Source organism: Micromonospora sp. WMMD737 (assembly GCF_049179055.1).
GTDB lineage: Bacteria > Actinomycetota > Actinomycetes > Mycobacteriales > Micromonosporaceae > Micromonospora > Micromonospora reichwaldensis.
On record NZ_JBMHMH010000001.1, the window covers coordinates 7008885 to 7029142 of the forward strand.

A 20258-nucleotide genomic window follows, 5' to 3' on the forward strand; every position below is an offset into this window, starting at 1 on the left:
GGCCGCTGAGGGGCGCGAGCCGGCAGGGCCGGTCGAGGCGGTGTGCCCCGGCCGACCCCGCCGGCGCCCGCGTACTGCCCGAGGGATCAGACGCGGGACCACTTCTGGTTGGCGTCGCCCGTGCAGTCCCACAGTTGGAGCTTGCCCCCGTTGTTGGGGTTGCGGTCCCGCACGTCGACGCAGCGGTTGGCGCTGAGGTTGACCAGGTCACCGGCGGCGTTGAGCGTGAAGCGTTGCGCCGGGTTGCCGTTGCAGGTGACGAGGTTGACCTCGGTGCCGTTCGCCGTGCCGGCCCAGGCCGGGTCCATGCACTTGCCCATCGCGCGGATCGTGCCGTCGGCGGCGAACGTCCAGGCCTGCGCGGCGGTGCCGTTGCAGTCCCAGATCTGGAGCTTGGCCCCGTCGACCGGGTTGGCGCTCGGGATGTCGATGCAGCGACCGCTGAGCGCGCCCCGGATCGCGTTGGTGCCCGTCGGCGGGTTGCCGCCCGAGGTGTAGCCCGAGACCCGTACGTAGTCCACGAGCATCTGCTGCGGGAACTGCGTGGAGGCGTCGGGGTAGCCCGGCCAGTTTCCGCCCACCGCCACGTTGAGGATCATGAAGAAGGGGTGGTCGAACACCCAGCGGTTGCCGCCCAGCCGACCCGGGTCGACCCGGTGGAACTCGACGCCGTCGAGGTACCAGATGATGGAGTTCGGTTCCCAGTCCACCCGGTAGGTGTGGAAGGTGTCGGCGAGCGGCTGGCCGATGGTGCGGCTGCCGGTGATGCCGCCGCCGCCCGAGTAGCCCGGGCCGTGGATGGTGCCGTAGACGGTGTTCGGCTCCCGGCCGATGTTCTCCATGATGTCGATCTCGCCCGCGTTCGGCCAGCCCACGCTGCCCATGTCGTTGCCGAGCATCCAGAACGCCGGCCAGATGCCCTGCCCGCGCGGAATCTTGATGCGGGCCTCGAACCGGCCGTACGTCTGGGTGAACGTGGCCGCCGTGAGCAGCCGGGCCGAGGTGTACTCGCACCGGCCGTAGTGGCACTGGTAGTTGGCGGGGTTCTCCCGGCGGGCGGTGATCACCAGGTTGCCCTGGCCGTCGTGCACGGCGTTGCTCGTGCTGTTGGTGTAGTACTGCCGTTCGTTGTTGCCCCAGCCGCCGCCGCCGATGTCGAAGCGCCACTTGCTCTGGTTGACGGGCGTGCCGGCGGAGGCGTTGAACTCGTCCTGCCAGGTGATCCCCCCGATGGCGGCCTGCGCCGGTTCGGGGTGGATCGGTACGGAGATTGCCGCCGTGGCGGCGATGATCGCGGTCGCGGCGAGGGCGAGCGCCCACGGCCGGCGGCGGGTACGGACTCTGAACATGTAGGACCTCCTTGGCGAAGATGCGCCGGCGCGACGTCTCTCGCGGCGGTCGATCGGCCGGTCGCTGCGGGTGCGACGACGGGCGGGCACCGGGTCAGCCGCGCCGCCACTTCTGGTTGGCGGCGCCGAGGCAGTCCCACAGGTGCAGCCGGGCGCCGTCGGAGTTGTTCCACTCCTTGATGTCGACGCACTTGTTCGCCTGCGGGTTGACCAGGTCACCGGCCGCCGACAGGACGAACTGCTGCGCCGGGTTGCCGCTGCAGTTGGCGATCTGGATGACCGCGCCGTTGGCGGTGGACCCCCACGCCACGTCCATGCACTTGTTGTTCTGGGTACGCAGCGTGCCGCCGGTGAAGGTCCACGACTGCGCGGCGGTGCCGTTGCAGGTCCAGGTCTGCAGGGGTACCCCGTCGGAGAAGTTGGAGTTCGGCACGTCGATGCAGCGGTTGTTCCAGTTGCTGATCAGCCGGCTCCCGCCGCCGCCACCGGTGGTCACCAGGGTCAGCCCGTAGACGCCGAGGATCTCGTTGACCGGCTGGAAGAAGGTCGTGCCGCCGGTGGAGCAGTTGCCGGAGCCGCCGGAGGTGACGCCCTGGGCCTGGTTGCCGGAGACCCAGGCCCCGCCGGAGTCCCCGCCCTCGGCGCAGGCGTTGCTGCGGGTCAGGCCCGACACCGCGCCCTGCGGGTAGTTGACTGTCTCGTTGCGACCCAGGATGGTCCCGCAGCGCCAGCCGGTCGTACGCCCGGAGCGGCAGACCGAGCTGCCGATCGCCGCGTCCTGCGAGCCGGCGACCGTCACGTTGCCGCCCGAGTAGTTGTTCACCCACGGCTGTGGGGTCCAGGAGCCGTTGGTGCGTACCCACCCGTAGTCGTTGCCGGGGAACGACGATCCCGCGAACGTGCCCTGGGAGACGTTGTTGAAGCCGAGGGTCGGGCTGCCGACGCCCCCGCAGTGGCCCGCGGTGACGAAGCCGCCGACGACCGCGAAGCCGACCGAGCAGAGGGTGTTGCCGTTGATCACGTACTGGTCGCCGCCGCGGATGTCGTAGAGCGGGCGGGGCGCGTCGGCGGAGGTGACCACCTGGATCGCGTCCGCGGGCACGCCGGCGGCCTTGGCGTACGCGAGCGCCTTGGCGGTGGCGCCCGGGCGGGCCGTCACGACCACGCTGTTGCGGGCGACGTCGACGCGCCAGCCGTGGACGTCGCGGGGATCGGCGTCGGCGGCCCGCCGGTCGAGGGCCCGCTTGACCGAGTCGAGGGTGCGCTCGTCGCGGGCCACGACCGCGACGTCGGCGCCCTCGGCGCGGACGGCCGGGGCGAGCGCGCGGTCCGTGACGGCGACGGTGAGCCGGTGCCCGCCGGCCGGGATCCACGCGCCGGCGAACGCCGTGCCGAGCTTCGCCCGCAGGCGCCGCTCGACCACCGGTGCCGCGGCCTCGGTGCGCAGGCGTTCGTCGACCTGGGTGGGGGTGAGGCCGAGGTCGCGGCGCATCGCCTCGACCAGGGCGGGGCTGAGGTCGGCCGGGGCAGCCGAGGTGCGGTCCGGGGCGGTGGGGGACGTGTCGCTGGCGTGGCCCGCCGCCGGGGTCAGGCCGAGGAGCAGGAGGCCGGCGGCGGCGGGGACGAGCATGCGCAGTCTTCGAGACAAGAGGATTCTCCCGGTGCGGCGAGGGGTGGCAGACGGATCAAGAGAGCGCTCTCTGAAAGAAGTCTGTCGATATCTCGACACATCTGTCAAGAAGGTTGCCAGTTGTGGCCCGCGCGTCGCCCTCGGCGACGGCCGGTGTGCGCCCGCGCCGGGCCCGGCGGTGGGCGGCGGGGGTGTCGAAGCGGCGCCGGGTCAGGCGGTGGAGAGCAGGCCGCGCGCCGCCCGGACCTGGTCGACGGCCCGGCGGAGCGCGGCGACGATCCGGTCCTCGCCGGCGGCGCCCAGCCGGGCCACCGGCACCGACAGGCTGATCGCGTCGGTGGCCGGCGCCGTCAGGGGTACGGCCGTCGCGAAGCAGACGATGCCCTCGGTGTTCTCCTCGCGGTCCACCGCGTACCCCCGCTCCCGGACGGCGGCCAGCTCGGCGCGCAGCGCGTCGGGGTCGGTGACGGTGTGCGGGGTGAGGGCGGACAGCGGCCAGGTCAGCAGCCCGTCGAGCGACTCGTCGGGGCGCTCGGCGAGCAGCGCCTTGCCCAGGGCGGTGGCGTGCGCCGGCAGTTGCCGGCCGATCGCGCTGTAGAGCCGCAGCGGGTGCACCGACTCGCGCTTGGCGAGGTAGACGATGTGCGCGCCGTCGAGGCGCCCGAGGTGCACGGTCTCGCCGAACTGCCGGGACAGGTCGTCGAGCACCCCGCCGAGCAGGCCCACGGTGTCGTCGCTGGTGAGGTACGCGGCACCGACCTGGAGCGCGCGCACCCCGAGCCCGAAGCGGGTGCCGGTCGGGTCGCTCTCGACCCAGCCGCGCTGGGCCATGGTGCGCAGGATGCCGTGCAGGCTGCTCTTCGGGATGTCCAGCGCGCGGGCCAGGTCGACCAGCGAGCGCCGCTGCGGCGAGGCGGCCAGCGCCTCCAGCACCTCCAGCGTCCGGGTGGAGGACTTCACGGGCTGGAACCCGCCGGGCAGCGTCATGGGCGCCACTCTAGCGGGGTTGACAGGCCGGACGGCGGCGCTAGGGTCACATATGTGACTGGCGTACAGAATGATGAACAGAGCCCATCGGTCGTGGCGGCCGTCGGCGCGGCCCGGATCCTGCCGGTCGTCGTGCTCGACGACGTCCGCGACGCCGCCCCGTTGGCCGAGGCGCTGGTGCGCGGCGAGCTGCGCTGCGCCGAGGTGACCTTCCGCACCGACGCCGCGGCCGAGTCGATCCGCGTCATGTCCGAGCGGGGCGACCTGCTCGTCGGCGCCGGCACCGTGCTGACCCCGGCCCAGGTCGACCGGGCCGTCGAGGCGGGCGCCCGGTTCGTCGTCACCCCCGGGTTCTCCCCGGCGGTCGTCCGGCGCTGCCAGGAGGCGGGCGTGCCCGTCTTCCCCGGCGTCGCCACCGGCACCGAGATCCAGATGGCCCTCGACGCCGGGCTCGACACGGTCAAGTTCTTCCCCGCCGAGCAGCTCGGCGGCGTCGCGATGATCAAGGCGCTCGCCGCGCCGTACCGCTCGGTGCGGTTCATCCCGACCGGCGGGGTCAACACCGCCAACCTCTCCGACTACCTCGCCCTGCCGGCCGTCCTGGCCGTCGGTGGCACCTGGATGGTCGCCCCCGACCTGATCGCCGCCGGGCGCTGGGACGAGGTCACCGCCCGCACCGCCGCGGCCGTCGAGGCCGCCCGACCCGCCGTGGAGGCCTGAGCCGTGCTGTCCATCCGTCCGGCCGGCGAGTGCCGGTACGACCTGGTCTCCCTCGGCGAGATCATGCTGCGGCTCGACCCGGGCGAGGGCCGGGTCCGCACGGCCCGCACCTTCCGCGCCTGGGAGGGCGGCGGCGAGTACAACGTGGCGCGCGGCCTGCGCCGCTGCTTCGGGCTGCGGACCGCCGTGGTCACCGCGTTCGCCGACAACGAGGTGGGCCGGCTGCTGGAGGACCTCGTGCTCCAGGGCGGGGTGGACACGTCGCTGGTGACCTGGCTGCCCTACGACGGGGTCGGCCGCGCCGCGCGCAACGGGCTGAACTTCACCGAGCGCGGCTTCGGCGTCCGGGGCGCCGTCGGCACCTCCGACCGCGGCCACAGCGCCGCCAGCCAGCTCCGGCCCGACCAGGTGGACTGGGACCACCTGTTCGGCACCCTGGGGGTGCGGTGGCTGCACACCGGCGGCATCTACGCCGCCCTGTCCGAGACGACCCCGGAGACGATGGAGGCGGCGATGGCCGCCGCCGCCCGGCACGGCACCGTCGTCTCGTACGACCTCAACTACCGGCCCAGCCTCTGGAAGGCGGTCGGCGGGCAGGCCCGCGCGCAGGAGGTGAACCGTCGGCTGGCCCGGTACGTCGACGTCATGATCGGCAACGAGGAGGACTTCACCGCCTCGCTGGGCTTCGAGGTGCCCGACACCGACGCCTCGCTGTCCGAGCTGGAGGTGGCCAACTTCCAGCGGATGATCGAGGCGGCCACCAGGGAGTACGACAACTTCAAGGTCGTCGCCACCACCCTGCGTACGGTCCGTACGGCCACCGTCAACGACTGGGGCGCCATCGCCTGGGCCGACGGGCGGTTCGTCGAGGCGACCCACCGGCCCGGCCTGGAGATCATGGACCGGGTCGGCGGCGGCGACAGCTTCGCCTCCGGCCTGATCTACGGGCTGATGGAGAAGGGCGACCTGGCCACGGCCGTCGAGTACGGCGCGGCGCACGGCGCGCTGGCGATGACCACGCCCGGCGACACCTCGATGGCCAGCCTCCGGGAGGTCGAGGCGCTCGTCCGGGGTGCCGGCGCGCGCGTGCAGCGCTGACGCCCTCGAAGGTAAGGAAGGGCACCTTCCTATCGCGTACGCGATGGCAAGGTGCCCTTCCTTACATCGTGGCGCGGGTGAGCAGGGGCCGGCACCTGCGGCGGCGCGCCGGCCGCCGGTCCGCTCACTCCCCGGTGAAGTGCGGTTCGCGCCGGTCGAGGAAGGCCCGGACCGCCTCGTCGTGGTCCCGGGTCTGGTGCGCCAGCGCCTGCATCGCGGCGGAGAGCTCCAGCACGCTGTCGAGGCTCTGGTGCTGGGCCTCGCGCAGCAGCTTCTTGGCCATCCGCACGGCGTGCGGAGGGTTCGCCGCCACCCGGTCGGCCAGCCGGCGCGCCTCGGTGAGCAGTTCCTCGTGCGGCACGACCCGGGAGACCAGCCCCCACTCCAGGGCGGTGGCGGCGTCGACCCGGTCCCCGGTCAGCGTCATCTCGGCGGCCCGGGCGGCGCCGACGGCCCGGGGCAGCAGCCAGGCGCCGCCGTCGCCGGGGATGATGCCGAGCTTGACGAAGCTCTCCGCGAAGAACGCCCGCTCCGAGGCGATCCGCAGGTCGCACATGAGCGCCAGGTCGCAGCCGGCGCCGACGGCCGCTCCGTTCACCGCCGCGATCAGCGGCACGTCGCACGCGTACATCGCCCGGGGGATCCGCTGGATGCCGCGGCGGTAGCCGTCGCGCAGCTCGTGCGGGGCGCCGCCGAAGAGGCCGACCCGGTCCGCCATGTCCTTGACGTTGCCGCCGGCGGAGAAGGCGCTGCCCGCGCCGGTGAGGATGACCGCCCGGACCGACCGGTCGGCGTTGACCGCGTCGACCCGGGCCACCAACGCGTCGATCACGTCGTCGCCGGAGATGGGGTTGCGGGCCTCCGGCAGGTTGATCGTCCACGTCTCCACGGGACCGTCCCGCTCGACGAGAACCGGGTCGTCCACGCGTGTCTCCTCGGTGTGCCGCTGATCTGGTCTGCCCCGAAACCAATCACACGCCCGCCCGGCCGGCAAGGCGGGGGGTGCCCCGGACGGCTCTGCGCCCCGGCGGGCGGACAGCCGCCGTCGGCGATGCGGGCGCCGATCCTTCGACGTATTGAGATGCCTGTACCAGCAATGGCATGATCCTCGCTCCATACACGATCATGAGCGGGGCGGATCTCGACAGGTGCCAGCAACGGAGGAACCTCCCGCACGTCCGCTCCGTCTCGTCATCGCCGCGCACGCCGTGTCCACGTACGGCAGCTTCCTGAACATGGTGGCGCTGGGGCTGTTCACCCTGGAGATCACGGGCTCCGCCGTGTCCACCGGGATCTTCATGGCGGTCCGCCTGTGCGCCGGCGTGCTGATGGGGCTGGCCGCCGGCACGCTGGTCAGCCGGTACGCGCGGGCCAGGCTCATGATCGGCGGCGACCTGCTGTCGGCCGGCGCGCTGGTGCTGCTGGTCGCGATGCCGTCCGCCGCGCAACCGACCATGCTGCACACGCTGGCCGTGCTCCTCGGCGGGAGCCAGACGCTGTGGGTGGTCGCGCTGCGCAGCGGGTTGCCCGCGCTGGTCGGCCCGGACGACCTGGCCCGGGCCAACGCGAACCTGGTGGCAGCCCGCTCGGTGGCCATGCTGCTGGGCTTCGGCAGCGCGGGGATCCTCGTGACCCTGTTCGGCTACCACGCCGCGTTCCTGCTCGACGCCACCTCGTTCGCGCTGTCCGCCCTGCTGCTCTCCGCGGTCCGCGCCTGGCGCGTCGTGGGCCGCCCCGCCGGGCCGCCCGCCAAGGGCTCCCGCCGCGGGGCGGGGCTCCGGCGCCTCCTGCCCGCGGTCGCCCCGGTGATCCTGGCCATGATCGCGGTGCGGTCCGTCGACGCGTTCGGGTCCGCCTCCCACAACGTGGGCCTGCCGGTGTACGCGAACCTGGCCTGGCCCGACGCCCCCGCCGCGTTCGCCGCCCTGTTCACCACGCCCTGGGCGGTCGGCAGTCTCGTCGCCGGCCGGTGGTACGCCCGGCGGGCCGCCGGCACCTCCCGCCCGGGATCGCCGAGGGCCTTCGGCGTCGCCACCTGCGCGATGTCGCTGCTGTTCGTGCTCGCCTTCGCGGGGCCCCCGATCTGGCTGGTGGCCGTCCTGGCGCTGGCCGCCGGCATGGCGGACGGCTACGCCGAGATCAGCTACACCACCCGGTTGCAGACCGTCGAGCCCTCCCGGCTGCCGCAACTCATGGGCCTGGCCAGCTCGGCGCAGAACGCGGGGTTCGGCATCGGCATGATCGTCAGCGCCTTCGCGCTCGACCGCCTGGCGCCTCTGCCGGTGGTCGCGCTGGCGCACGGCCTGGCGCTCGCCGCCGCCGGTGCCTTCCTCATCTCCCACGCCCGCACGCCGGCGCACCGTCCGTACCAAACGCAAGAAGTCGAGGTAGCACCGTGAAGTCGACGTCCGCCGACCGCCCCGCCGCCGTCAGCCACGGCGGGGGCCTCCCCGGCCCCGTCGACCATCCCCTGACCCTGGACGAGGCGCTGCTGCGGGCGGCCCGGAACCACCCGGACGCGGGCATCCGGATCGTGGGTCCCGACGGGCGCGAGGAGTTTCTCGACCACGGGCGGCTGCTCGCCGAGGCGCGCGCGGCGCTGCCCGGTCTGCGGGCCCACGGCCTGGGGCGGGGCTCCCACGTCGTCCTGCGGATCACCTCGGGTGCGCAGTACTGGCCGACCTTCTTCGGCTGCGTCCTCGGCGGGATCGTGCCGCTCACCGTCGGCGCGCCCACCGGGTACGACGCGGACAACCCCACCGCCGCCGCCCTCGTGCACGCCTGGCGGGTGCTGGGGGAGCCCGTGGTGCTGGCCGGGCCGGAGGACCTGGACGTGCTGGACCGGCTGCCGCTGCGGGACCGGGTGGTCGCGGTGGCGGAGCTGGCCGCGGCGACCGCTCCCGACGGCCCCGCCCCTTCCGTACCGGAGGCGGCGGACACCGACCCCGGGTCGGTGGCGCTGCTGCAGCTCTCCTCGGGCAGCACCGGCCGGCCGAAGGTGATCCCGTTGACGCACCGGGGGCTCTCGGAATACGCCGTCGGCGCCCGGACGATGCTCGACATCGGCCCGCGGGACGTCCTGCTCAACTGGCTCCCCCTGGACCACGTCGCGGGCCTGCTGCTCTACCACCTCGGCGGCGTCTTCCTCGGTGCCACGTCCGTCCACGTCGCCACCGAGTGGGTGCTCGACGATCCGCTGCGGTGGCTGGAGCTGATGCGGCGGCACCGGGTCACGCACAGCTGGGCGCCCAACTTCGGCCTGCGGCTGGTGGCCGACGCGGTCGCCCGGGCCCCCGGTGAACCGTGGGACCTCGGCGGCGTACGCCGCATGGTCAGCGGCGGGGAGCAGTGCCTGCCGGAGACCTTCGAGGCGTTCGTCGCCGCGACCGGGGTGCCGGCGGAGGCGATGACGCCGGCCTGGGGCATGTCGGAGACCAGCACGGGAATCACCTTCGCCTCCTTCACCGAGCCCGGCACCCGCCTCCGGATCCGTACGGCGAGCCTGGGCGGCGACCTGGAGTACGCCGAGGACGACGACCCGGCCGACGTCACCGAGTTCCTCTCCGTCGGGCCGCCCGCGCCCGGTGCCACCCTGCGGATCGTCGACGCCGCCGGCGCGGTGCTTCCCGAGGGCCGCATCGGCCGGCTCCAGGTCTCGTCGGCGCGGGTCACGCCCGGGTACCTCGCCGACCCGGAGGCGAACCGCCTGGCCTTCCCCGACGGCGACGGCTGGCTGGAGACCGGCGACCTCGCCTTCATGCGGGACGGTCGGATCACCATCACCGGCCGGGCGAAGGACATGATCATCCTCAACGGGCACAACCTGCCCTGCCACGAGGTCGAGCAGGTGGCGGGGGAGGTGGCCGGGGTACGGCGCGGCCTGGTGGCCGCCGTCGGCGTACCGGAGCCCCGCACCGGCACCGAGTCGCTGGTGATCTTCTACGTGCCCGACGACGACGCGCCCGCGACGGGGGTGGCCGAGGCGGTGCGGGCGGCGGTGGCCCGACGCTGGCAGGTCGTACCCGAGCGGGTGCTGTCGCTCCCCGCGGAGCAGTTCCCGCGTACGACCGGGGGGAAGATCCGGCACGCGGAGCTGGTCCGGCGCTGCCTGGCCGACCGGTCGCCGCAGCGGCCGCACGACGGGCGGCGGGCGACCACCGACTCCGCCGGGGTCCCGGCGGCGCGCGCGGCCGGACCGGGCAGGGCGGAGGTGCGCGCCCTGCTGACCGGCATCCTCGGCGACCTGACGGGCGGCCAGGTCGACCCGGCGCGTCCGTTCTACGAGCTCGGCATCGGCTCGGTCGAGATCGTCCGTCTCCGGGCCCGCCTGGAGCGGGCACTGGAGCGCCCGGTCCCGCAGCCGGTGCTCTTCGCCCACCCGACGGTCGACGCGCTCAGCGCGCACCTCGCCGCCCCGGCGGTCACGCCCACGGCGGAGCCCGTCGGCGGGCCGGTACGGGACCGGCGGATCGCGGTGATCGGCATGGCGGTCCGGTTCCCCGGAGCGCGTACGGTCGACGAGTACTGGGCGAACCTGACCGCCGGGGTGGAGAGCGTGCGCGCCTTCACACCGGACGAACTCGTCGCGGCGGGAATCCCACGCGACACCGTCGACGCGCCTGACTTCGTGGCGGCCAGCGGGGTCCTCGACGACGACGTCGCCGGCTTCGACGCGGGCTTCTTCTCGATCAGCGCCCGGGAGGCGGAGCTGCTCGACCCGCAGCACCGGCTGTTCCTGGAGACCTGTCACCACGCGTTGGAGGACGCCGGGCACCCGGGCGACGCGCGGGGGCTGCGGACCGGCCTCTACGCCGGCAGCGGGATGAACCTCTATCCGCACCACACCTACCTCCGCCAGCTAGGCCACCGGACGGTCTCCGCCGATCCGGCCGACCCGATCGGCGTCGCCCTCGGCAACCAGCCGGACTTCCTGGCCACCCGGGTGGCGTACCGGCTGGGGCTGACCGGGCCGGCGATCAACGTGCAGAACGCCTGCTCGACCTCGCTCGTGGCGGTGCACCTGGCGGTGCGGGCGCTGCTCGACGGCGAGGTCGACCAGGCGGTCGCGGGCGCCGTGGCTGTACACGTGCCGCAGGTGACGGGCTACCGGCACACCCCGGGATCGATCCTGTCGGCGAGCGGCCGGTGCCGGCCCTTCGACGCCGACGCGGACGGAACGGTCGGCGGCAACGGCGTCGCCGCCGTGGTGCTGAAGCCGCTCGATCGGGCTCTCGCCGACGGCGACACCGTGCACGCCGTGATCATCGGCTCGGCCGTGAACAACGACGGCGCCGGCAAGGTGGGCTTCACGGCACCCGGGGTGGCCGGGCAGGTCGACGTCGCCCGGCGGGCGCTGGCCGCCGCGCGGGTCCCGGCGGAGTCGATCGGGTACGTCGAGGCGCACGGTACGGGCACGGCCCTGGGCGACCCGGTGGAGCACCACGCCCTCGCCGAGGTGTACGCGGGCGGTCGACCGTTCCTCGGCTCGGTCAAGGCGAACATCGGTCACCTGGACAGTTGCGCGGGCATGGCCGGCCTGGTCAAGACGATCCTGACCGTGCGTTCCGGCCGGGTCGCCCCACAGATCAACTTCCGCCGGCCGAATCCGGCGATCGACCTGGCCGCCGGCCCCTTCACGGTGCCCACCCGTGGCACCCGGTGGCCGGCGGACCTGCGGCCGCGCCGGGCGGCCGTCAGCGCGTTGGGGGTGGGCGGCACCAACGCCCACGTGATCGTCGAGGAGCCGCCCCCGGCGGACCGACGTCGGTCGGACGAGCCGCCGGCCCAGCCCGCGCCGGGACTGCTGCCCCTGTCGGCGGCCGACCCGTCGGCGCTGGTGGAGCTGGCCGCCCGCCACCGTGACCTGCTCCGCGAGGACCCCGGGCCGGCGTTGGCCGACGTGGTCGCCAGCGCCGGGCGGCGCAGGCGCCACCTCCGGCACCGCCTGGTCGCGCTCGGCACCTCCGCCGCCGAGCTGGCCGACGGCCTCCACCGGTACGTCGAGGCGGGCGTGGCGGGAAACGTGCTGACCGGCCGGGCGGAGCCGGCGGGCGTCACCCCGCTCGCGCTGGCCTTTCCCGGGCAGGGCGACCGTCGCTGCGTCGTCCTCGATCTCGCCGAGCGGTTCCCGGTCGCGCGGGACGTGTTGGCCGAGGGGGCCGACGCGTACCGCCGGGCGACCGGTGGCGACCTCGTCGCCCGGCTGCGGGAGCGCCCCGTCGGAACGGGCCGCCCGACGGACGTGGCGCAGCCTGCGCTGGTGGTCACCGCGGTGGCGTTCGCCGAGCTGTGGCGGTCGTGGGGGCTCACACCGGACGTCGTCCTCGGGCACAGCGTCGGCGAGTACGCCGCACTGGTCGTGGCCGGTGCGCTGTCCCTGGGCGACGCGGTCGGGCTGGCCGCGCACCGGGGAGTCCTGATGCGCGACGCGCTGCCACCCGGCGCGATGTGCGCGGTGCTGGCCGACGAAGCGACGGTCGGTGAGCTGCTGCGTGGGTCGGCGGCGGAGATCGCGGCCCGCAACGGCGCGGAGCACCACGTGCTCGCGGGTCCCCCGGATGCCCTGGCGGCGGTCGTCCGGGAAGCCGAACGGCGCGGCGTGGCGACCCGCCCGCTCCCGGTCGACCGGGCGTTCCACTCGACCGGCGTGGACGCGGTCCTCGACCGGCTCCGCCGGATGATCGGGGAGGTGGAGTTCGCACCGACCCGCCTGCCCCTGGTCAGCAGCCTGGACGGCCGGGTACGCCCGCCCGGCTGGCTGCCGGACGCCGACCACCTGTGCCGGCAGGCGCGCGAGCCGGTCGCCTGGAGCGCCGCCGTGGCCACCCTCGCCGAGCAGGGCGTGCGGTCGGTCGTCGAGGCGGGCGCGGACGGGGCGCTGACCGGCATCGCCCGCGGCGCGGGATCCGACCTGTGGTGGGTGCCGTCGCAACGTCGTGGCACTCCACCGGTCGACGGACTGTGGCGGGCCGTCGCGGAGTTGCACGTGGCGGGGTTCCCGGTCGACTGGGCCGCGCTGACCGCCGACTGCGGTGGCCGGGCGGTGCCACTGCCGGCCTATCCGTTCCAGCGCCGGCGGTTCTGGGTCTCCGCGCCCGGGGCGGCCGACATCTCCGCCGCGACCGGCACCTCCGCCGCGACCGACGTGCGGGTCGCGGCCGACACTTCTGCCGCGACCGATGTCCGGGTTGCGACCGGCACCCCTGCCGCGAGCGGCGCGGCCGGATCGTCGGCGACCGCCGAGCCGGGGGCGCCCCGGCCGCCGGCCGGACTCGACGTCGGGGCCGAGCAGGTGCTCGCGCGCGTCCGGGCCCTGACGGCCGAGCGGCTCGGACTGGACGTGGGAGAGGTCGATGCGGACGAGACCTTCCTCGACCTCGGTGCCGACTCGCTGCTCCTGATCACCATGTCCCGGGAGATCGACCACGCGTTCGGGGTGCGGGTTCCCGTCCGGGACCTGTTCGCCGCCGTGGACACCCCCCGCCGGCTCGCCGAGGCGGTGACGCGCGGCGCCTCGGCCGGCGTGCTCCCTGCGGCGGCCCCGCCGGCCGGTCCGCCGACCGCGTCGCCCTCCGTCCCTGTCGCGTCGGTTTCCATGCCCGCCGCGTCAGTTCCCGTGCACGACCCGTCGGCACCCGTGCCCGTCGCTTCGGCGGCACCGGCCGACCCGGGCGACGCTCCCCGGGACGTGCCGGCCGACCTCGTCACGATCGTGCACCGCCAGCTGGACCTGATGCGCGACCAGCTCGCTCTTCTCGGCGCCGGCGGCAGCGCCCACGGCGGCACCAGTGGTGGGGGTGCGGCCGTCGCCCCCGAGCCGTCGACGCGGCCCGCGTCGGCCGCGTCGGTCGCTGGCGCGCCGGACACCGTCGACTTCAGCCTGTACTTCTTCGGCGACTACCCCGACTCGGCCCGGGACGACGCCTACGGAACCATCATCGAGGCCGCCGAGTTCGCCGACACCCACGACTTCCACGCGGTGTGGTTGCCCGAACGGCACTTCCACTCCTTCGGCGGGCTCTTTCCCAACCCGTCGGTGCTCGCCGCGGCCCTCGCGACCCGGACCCGCCGGCTGCGCCTCAACGCCGGCTCGGTGGTGCTGCCCCTGCACCATCCCGTCCGGGTCGCCGAGGAATGGTCCATGGTGGACAACCTCTCCGGGGGACGGGTCGGGCTGGGGTGCGCGCCCGGTTGGCACGCCAACGACTTCGTCTTCTACCCGGACAACTACCGTCGCCACAAGCAGGTGATGTACGACAATCTCGACACCGTACGGCGGCTCTGGCGCGGTGAGGCGATCACCGCGCGGTCGGGCAGCGGCGAAGACGTCGACATCCGGCTGTTCCCCCGCCCGGTGCAGGCGGAACCGCCGACCTTCACGGCGATCGTCGGCAACCCGGACAGCTACCGGGAGGCGGCCCGCCGCGGCCTCGGCGTGGTCACCAACCTGATGACCCAGGACGTCGCGCGGCTGGCCGAGAACGTCGCGCTGTACCGGCGTACCCGGGCCGAACACGGTCTGGACCCCGCTGCGGGGCGGGTGGTGGTGCTGCTGCACACCTTCCTCGGCGACGACGCCGAGCAGGCGCGGGCCACGGCGTTCGAGCCGTTCTGCGCCTACCTGCGCTCCTCGTTCAGCCTGCTCGGCCAGGTGGTCAACAGCCTGGGCATGAACGTCGACCTCGCCGACACCCCCGACGAGGACGTCCGGTTCGTGTTGTCCCGTGCCTACCAGCGGTACTGCGAGCAGCGGGCCCTGATCGGCTCGCCGGAGAGTTGCCGGCCGGTGCTCGACGCGGTCCTCGACGCCGGCGCCGACGAGATCGCCTGCTTCGTCGACTTCGGCCTGCCGGCGGGGACCGTGCGGGACGGCCTGCCGGCCATCGACGCGCTGCGGCGGGCCACCCCCCGTCGACCAACCCCGGCCCGGGCCTCAGCCCCAACCCCGACCCCGACCCCGACCCCGGCCGCGGCTGTGGCCCCGGTACCGGCTGCGGTAGTCGTCGGGTCGGCGGCGCCGGAGCCCGTCGAGATGGCCGCGCCGCCGGCCGTCGAGATCGCGCCCCTGACGCCCGGCCAGCGGCGGCTGTGGCTGGTCGAGCAGGCGTACCCGGGCACCCCGGCCTACACGGAGGGCGTGGCCGTGCGGCTGTGCGGCGCGCTCGACACGGGGGCGCTGCGCGGAGCGTTGCAGGACGTCGTGGACCGGCACGCGCCACTGCGGACGACCTACCGCGAAGTCGACGGGCAACCCTGCCAGGTCGTCCGGCCGACGGCGACGGTCGACCTGCCGGTGCGGGAGCATTCCGGTGCCGACGAGGACGCCGTGGTGCGGGCGGCGATGGCCCGGGAGAGCGCGCGGGTGTTCGACCTCGTCGAGGGGCCGGTCTTCGCGTTCGAGCTGCTGCGCTTCTCCCCGACACACCACGTGCTGGTGATGTCGTTCCACCACCTGGCCACCGACGGCGGCTCGTACGCGGTCCTGACCCGCGAGGTCGGCGCGTGCTACCGGGCCCGGTCGACCGGTACGACGGCCGTGCTGCCCCCGCTGCCGGTCAGCTACCCGGAGCTGGCCCGGGCGCGTGCGCGGTCGGCGCGGGACGGCGTGGACAAGAGCCTGGCGTACTGGCTCGACCTGCTCGATCCGCTGCCGCCCACCCTCGTGCTGCCCTCGGACCGGCAGCGACCGGCCGCCGTCTCGGCCGCCGGTGGGAGCCTCCTCGCGGAGATCCCGGTGGAGCTGACCGAACGGGTCCGGCAGCTCAGCCGCGTCGAGCGGGTCACCCCGTTCACCACGCTGCTCAGCGCGATCGGGGTGGCGCTGTTCCGGTTCAGCGGCCAACCGGACCTGGTGATCGGCACCGGCATGAGCGGCCGCGACGAGGATTCCGAGGACCTGATCGGGTTCTTCGTCGACACCGTGCCGCTGCGGCTGGACCTCGGCGGTGACCCCACCTTCCGGGAGTTGCTCGCCCGGGTCCAGTACCGCTCGGCGGACGGGTACGAACACGCGGGCGTGCCCTTCGACGACCTCGTCAGCGCGCTCGCCCCGAACCGGGAGGCCGGCCGCCACCCGCTCTTCGACGTGGTCGTCGAGTACGAGCGCGGCGCCCCGGCGTTCCAGTTCGACCTGCCGGGGGTCACCGCCGAGCCGATCCCGGTGGGCCTGGACAAGGCCCCGGTCGACCTGGTCGTCTACCTGTCACACGGCGAGACCGTGCGCTGCCACGTCGAGTACCGGACCGACGTGCTCGACCGGGCGACGGTGCGCCGGCTGCTGGACTACGTCGAGCGGCTGCTCGACCGGGCGACCCGGGAGCCAGACGAGCCGCTGTCGGGCCTGGCGGCGTACCTGGACGACTCCGCCGACCGCCTGCACGGGCCGCGGACACCCGTCGGCGACGCCCGGCTGCACGAGCTGTTCCTGCGGCAGGCGGCCCGCACCCCGGACGCCGTGGCGGTCGTGTGCGGGCCGACCCGGTGGACGTACCGCGAACTGCGCGAGCGGGCCGACCTGCTCGCCCGCCGGATCGCCGCCGCCGGCGTCGGGCCCGACGACCTCGTCGCGGTGCTCCTGCCGCGCCGGCCGGAGCTGATCGCCGCCCAGCTCGCCGTGCTGATGGCCGGCGCGGGCTTCCTCCCCCTCGATCCGGGGCTGCCCGCCGCCCGGGTGGCCACCCTGTTCGCCGACAGCGGCGCCCGGCTGCTGGTCACCACGGGGGACGCGGACGCGCCGACGGACGCGGTCTGCCTGCGGGTCGAGGATCCCGGTGACCCGGACCTGCCGGCCCCGGGCCGGGTGCCGACGGCGGAGCAGGTGGCCTGGTGCGTCCACACGTCCGGCTCGACCGGCCGGCCGAAGGGCGTCCTGGTGCCGCACCGGGCCGCCGTGGACGCCGTCGACTGGCACGTGCGGGCCCTCGCCCTCACCGGCGCCGACACCGTCGGCCACGCGCTCGGACTCGGCTTCGACGCGAACCTCGCCGAGATTTATCCGGCGCTCGCCGCCGGCGCCACCGTGCATCTCGTACCGGAGGAGGCGCGGACCGACCCCGCGGCCCTCGTCGAGGAATGGTCCCGCGGCGGCGTCACGGTGGCCTTCCTGCCGGCGCCGCTCGCCGAGCTGGTCTTCGCCCTTCCGATGCCCCCGCGCGCCCCGCGCACCCTCGTCGTGGGCGGCAGCCAGCTCCGGCGCCGGCCGCCCGCCGGCTTCCCGGCCGAGGTGATCAACGCCTACGGTCCGACCGAGTGCAGCATCGTCGCCACGGCGGGTCCCGTGCGGGCGGACGCCACGGGGCCGGTCGACATCGGCACCCCGGTCGACAACCATCGGCTGTACCTGCTGGACGAGCGCGGTGTGCCGGTGCCACGGGGGGCGGTGGGGGAGCTGTACGTCGGCGGAACCGGCGTGGCCCGGGGCTACCTCGGCCGACCCGCGGCGACCGCCGCCGCCTTCCTGCCCGATCCCGGCCTGCCCGGGGCACGGATCTACCGGACCGGGGACCTGGTCCGGGAACGGGGCGACGGGACCCTCGAGTTCGTCGGACGGGTGGACGACCAGGTCAAGATCGGCGGACAGCGGACGGAGCCCGGCGAGGCCGCCGCGGAGCTGGCCACGCTGCCCGGGGTACGCCAGGCCACCGTCATCGCGCGGCACGACCGGGGCGACGAGCCGTACCTCGCCGCGTACGTCGTGGCGGACGACGACGGGGAACCGGCCGCGACCCGCGCGGAGCGGCTCGCCGCCGTGCTGGCCGAGCGCCTGCCCGCACACCTCGTGCCCCGGGCCTGGGTACTGCTGGACACCCTGCCCACCACGGACAACGGCAAGGTGGACCGGTCGCGGCTGCCGGCACCCGTCGTGACCGGCGCCGCCGACCGTCCCCGCACCGCCACGGAGCAGCTCGTCCACGACGCCTGGTGCGCCGAGCTCGGGGTGGCCCGGCTGCCGGTGGACGTCCCCTTCTTCGCCGCGGGCGGTCACTCCCTGGCGGCCGTACGGTTGGCGAACCGGCTGACGGACCTGCTGGACCTGAAGGTCGGCGCGCACCGGGTGCTGCGCAGCCCGGGCATCCGGGCGATGGCGCGGGACCTGACGACCGCGGACGGCGGGTCCGAGGTCGTGGACCGGGCGCCGGCGACCTACCCGCAGGAACTGATGTGGCACCGTCAGCGGCAGGCCCCCGACCCGCCGGCCGTGCACATGGCGGTACGGGTGACCCTCGCCGGTCGGCTCGACGTGCCGGCCCTGCAACGGGCGGTCGACGGCCTGGTCGCCCGGCACGAGGCGCTGCGCACCCGCCTGGCGGAACGCGCCGGTGAGCTGGTCCAGGAGGTGCTCCCGGCCCGGCCGGGGACCCTGCCGGTGCGCGACCTCGCCGCCGACGAGGTCGAGCAGTGGTGCGTGCGGACCGGCCGCGAGCCCTTCCCGGAGGACACGGGACCATGGCTGCGGGCCCGGCTGGCGCGGCGGGACGACGGCGCGTGGGTGCTGATGCTGGTCGTGCACCATCTCTGCGGTGACGGCTGGTCGATGCTCCAACTGCTCGACGAGCTGGGCAGGGGCTACGCCGCAGAGATCGGCCAGGGCGCGGCCCCCGTCGCGCCGACGGCACGATACGTCGACCACGCGCGCCGGCAACGCGCGACCGCCGTCCCGCCGGACGTCCTGCGGTACTGGCGGGACCAGCTCGCCGGAGCGCCCCGCGCGGTGTCGTTCCCGGCCGACCGCCCACGGCCGGCGCGGCCCTCCGGCCGGGGCAGCGAGTTCGCCTTCGACGTCCCGGCCGAGCTGACCGACCGCCTGACCGGCCTCGCCGAGCGCTGCGGCACGACCCTGTTCCCCGTCCTGGCCAGCGGGTACGCACTGCTCGTGCGCGAACTCACCGGCACCCGTGACGTGGTGCTCGCCTGCCCGTACGCCCACCGCGACAACCGCGAGGACGAGTCGGTCGTGGGCCTGTTCACCAGCCCGCTGCTGCTGCGGCCCCCGCTGGAGCGCGCGGCGTCCTTCGCGGAGCTGACGGCCGGCACCGACCGGGTGTTCCTCGACGCGATCCGGCACCAGCCGGCGCCCCTGGCCGAGGTGTACGCGGCCCTCGATCCGCACTGGCGGGTCGGCATGCCGCCGCCGGTCGCCACGACGCTGTTCGGCTGGAATCCGGGGATGCCGGAGGTGCGGCTGCCGGGGCTCGTGACGCACGTCACCGACCAGGGGCTCGGCTGCGCCCGCCGGGACTACGCCACCGTCGTCACCCCGCACGAGGGCGGCCTGCGGGGCGTCGTGGAGTACTCCACCGACCTGTTCGACCGGGCGACGGTGGCGGCCTGGTGCGACCGTTTCGTCGCCATTCTCGTCGCGGCCGCCGACGAGGGGCCGGGGCGGGTCGCGGCGCGCACTATGGTCGGATCATGACCTCGGGCACCGGCAACTCCGACGACTGGACCACGCCCGGGACGTTCGAGGTCGCCCCCGGCGTCCATCGCGTGCCGCTGCCGCTGCCGAACGACGGCCTGCGCGCGGTGAACGTGTACGTCCTGCGCGACGACGACGGTCTCGTGCTCGTCGACTCCGGGTGGGCGGTCGCCGAGGCGCGCTCCGCGCTCGACGCGGCGCTCAAGGAGCTGGACTGCTCGCTGGGGGACGTGCGCCGGTTCCTCGTCACGCACGTCCACCGGGACCACTACACGCAGGCCGTGCACCTGCGCCGCGAGTACGGCATGCGGGTGAGCCTCGGCGCCGGCGAGCGCGACAGCCTGGCGGCGTCCATGACGCCGCACCGGAACCCGCTCGCCGAGCAGCTCGCCCGCCTGCGGCTGCTGGGCGCCGGCGAGCTGGCCGACACCCTGGCGGGGTTGACCGGGACGCGGCTGAGCACCGAGGACTGGGACCTGCCGGACGACTGGTTCCACGACGGTCAGCAGATCAGGCACGGCGAGCGCACCCTGCACGTCGTCGAGACGCCGGGCCACACGCGCGGGCACGTCGTCTTCCACGACACCGGCTCGCACCTGTTGTTCGCCGGTGACCACGTGCTGCCCACCATCACGCCCTCGATCGGCTTCGAGGCCGCACTGTCGGCGAACCCGCTCGGCGACTTCCTGGCATCGCTCGCGCTGGTGCGCGGGCGACCGGACGCGCGCCTGCTGCCCGCGCACGGGCCGGTGACCCCGAGCGTGCACGCGCGGGTCGACGAACTCGTCGCGCACCACGGCGCGCGGCTCGACGAGACGGAGGCCGCCGTGGCCCGGGGGGCGAGTTCGGCGTACGAGGTCGCCGCGCGGCTGCCCTGGACCCGGCGGGAGCGCCGGCTGGCCGACCTCGACGTGTTCAACGCCATGCTCGCCGTCACCGAGACCGCGGCGCACCTGGAACTCCTGCTCGCCCAGGGCCGCCTGACCCGGTCCGACGTCGACGGGCTGCACCGCTACGCCACCGCCTGACCCGCCGGGACCCCGCTCGCGCCGGGCGCGTC

At 74.8% G+C, this 20258-nt stretch carries 9 protein-coding genes; 5 read left to right on the forward strand and 4 right to left on the reverse strand.

What is annotated here, in order from left to right:
- Window positions 1–86: 86 nt before the first annotated feature.
- The 3 genes from ACN27A_RS31085 to ACN27A_RS31095 all read right to left on the reverse strand — a co-directional run bounded on the left by ACN27A_RS31085 (window position 87) and on the right by ACN27A_RS31095 (window position 3966).
- The gene (locus tag ACN27A_RS31085) at window positions 87–1349 is read right to left on the reverse strand and encodes a family 16 glycosylhydrolase (RefSeq protein ID WP_421458026.1); all 1263 of its coding nucleotides are present in this window, start codon (window positions 1347–1349) and stop codon (window positions 87–89) included.
- A gap of 94 nt (window positions 1350–1443) precedes the next feature.
- Window positions 1444–2997: a ricin-type beta-trefoil lectin domain protein gene (locus ACN27A_RS31090; protein WP_421458027.1), complete on the reverse strand. Its 1554-nt coding sequence runs from the start codon at window positions 2995–2997 to the stop codon at window positions 1444–1446.
- A gap of 192 nt (window positions 2998–3189) precedes the next feature.
- A complete protein-coding gene (locus ACN27A_RS31095) occupies window positions 3190–3966 on the reverse strand; it encodes an IclR family transcriptional regulator (protein WP_421458028.1) in 777 nt (258 codons plus the stop codon).
- Between the two features lie 54 nt (window positions 3967–4020).
- Here ACN27A_RS31095 and eda point away from each other — a divergent pair, with 54 nt between their 5' ends.
- The gene (eda, locus tag ACN27A_RS31100; protein ID WP_421458029.1) at window positions 4021–4686 is read left to right on the forward strand and encodes a bifunctional 4-hydroxy-2-oxoglutarate aldolase/2-dehydro-3-deoxy-phosphogluconate aldolase; all 666 of its coding nucleotides are present in this window, start codon (window positions 4021–4023) and stop codon (window positions 4684–4686) included.
- 3 nt (window positions 4687–4689) lie between these two features.
- The gene (locus tag ACN27A_RS31105) at window positions 4690–5784 is read left to right on the forward strand and encodes a sugar kinase (protein WP_421458030.1); all 1095 of its coding nucleotides are present in this window, start codon (window positions 4690–4692) and stop codon (window positions 5782–5784) included.
- Between the two features lie 124 nt (window positions 5785–5908).
- On the opposite strand, the gene ACN27A_RS31110 is transcribed toward ACN27A_RS31105, so the two are convergent.
- Complete coding sequence (locus ACN27A_RS31110; protein ID WP_421458031.1) at window positions 5909–6709, reverse strand: crotonase/enoyl-CoA hydratase family protein; 801 nt, start codon at window positions 6707–6709, stop codon at window positions 5909–5911.
- 223 nt (window positions 6710–6932) lie between these two features.
- Between ACN27A_RS31110 and ACN27A_RS31115 the strand changes: the two genes are divergently transcribed.
- The 3 genes from ACN27A_RS31115 to ACN27A_RS31125 are packed head-to-tail and all read left to right on the forward strand — an operon-like array spanning window position 6933 to window position 20226.
- Entirely contained in the window at window positions 6933–8183 is a 1251-nt protein-coding gene (locus ACN27A_RS31115; protein WP_421458032.1) for an MFS transporter, read from the forward strand.
- Complete coding sequence (locus tag ACN27A_RS31120; protein WP_421458033.1) at window positions 8180–19198, forward strand: MupA/Atu3671 family FMN-dependent luciferase-like monooxygenase; 11019 nt, start codon at window positions 8180–8182, stop codon at window positions 19196–19198. The genes ACN27A_RS31115 and ACN27A_RS31120 overlap by 4 nt, the downstream gene beginning before the upstream one ends.
- A complete protein-coding gene (locus ACN27A_RS31125) occupies window positions 19195–20226 on the forward strand; it encodes an MBL fold metallo-hydrolase (RefSeq protein WP_421458034.1) in 1032 nt (343 codons plus the stop codon). Before ACN27A_RS31120 ends, ACN27A_RS31125 begins: the two co-directional genes overlap by 4 nt.
- Window positions 20227–20258: the final 32 nt, after the last annotated feature.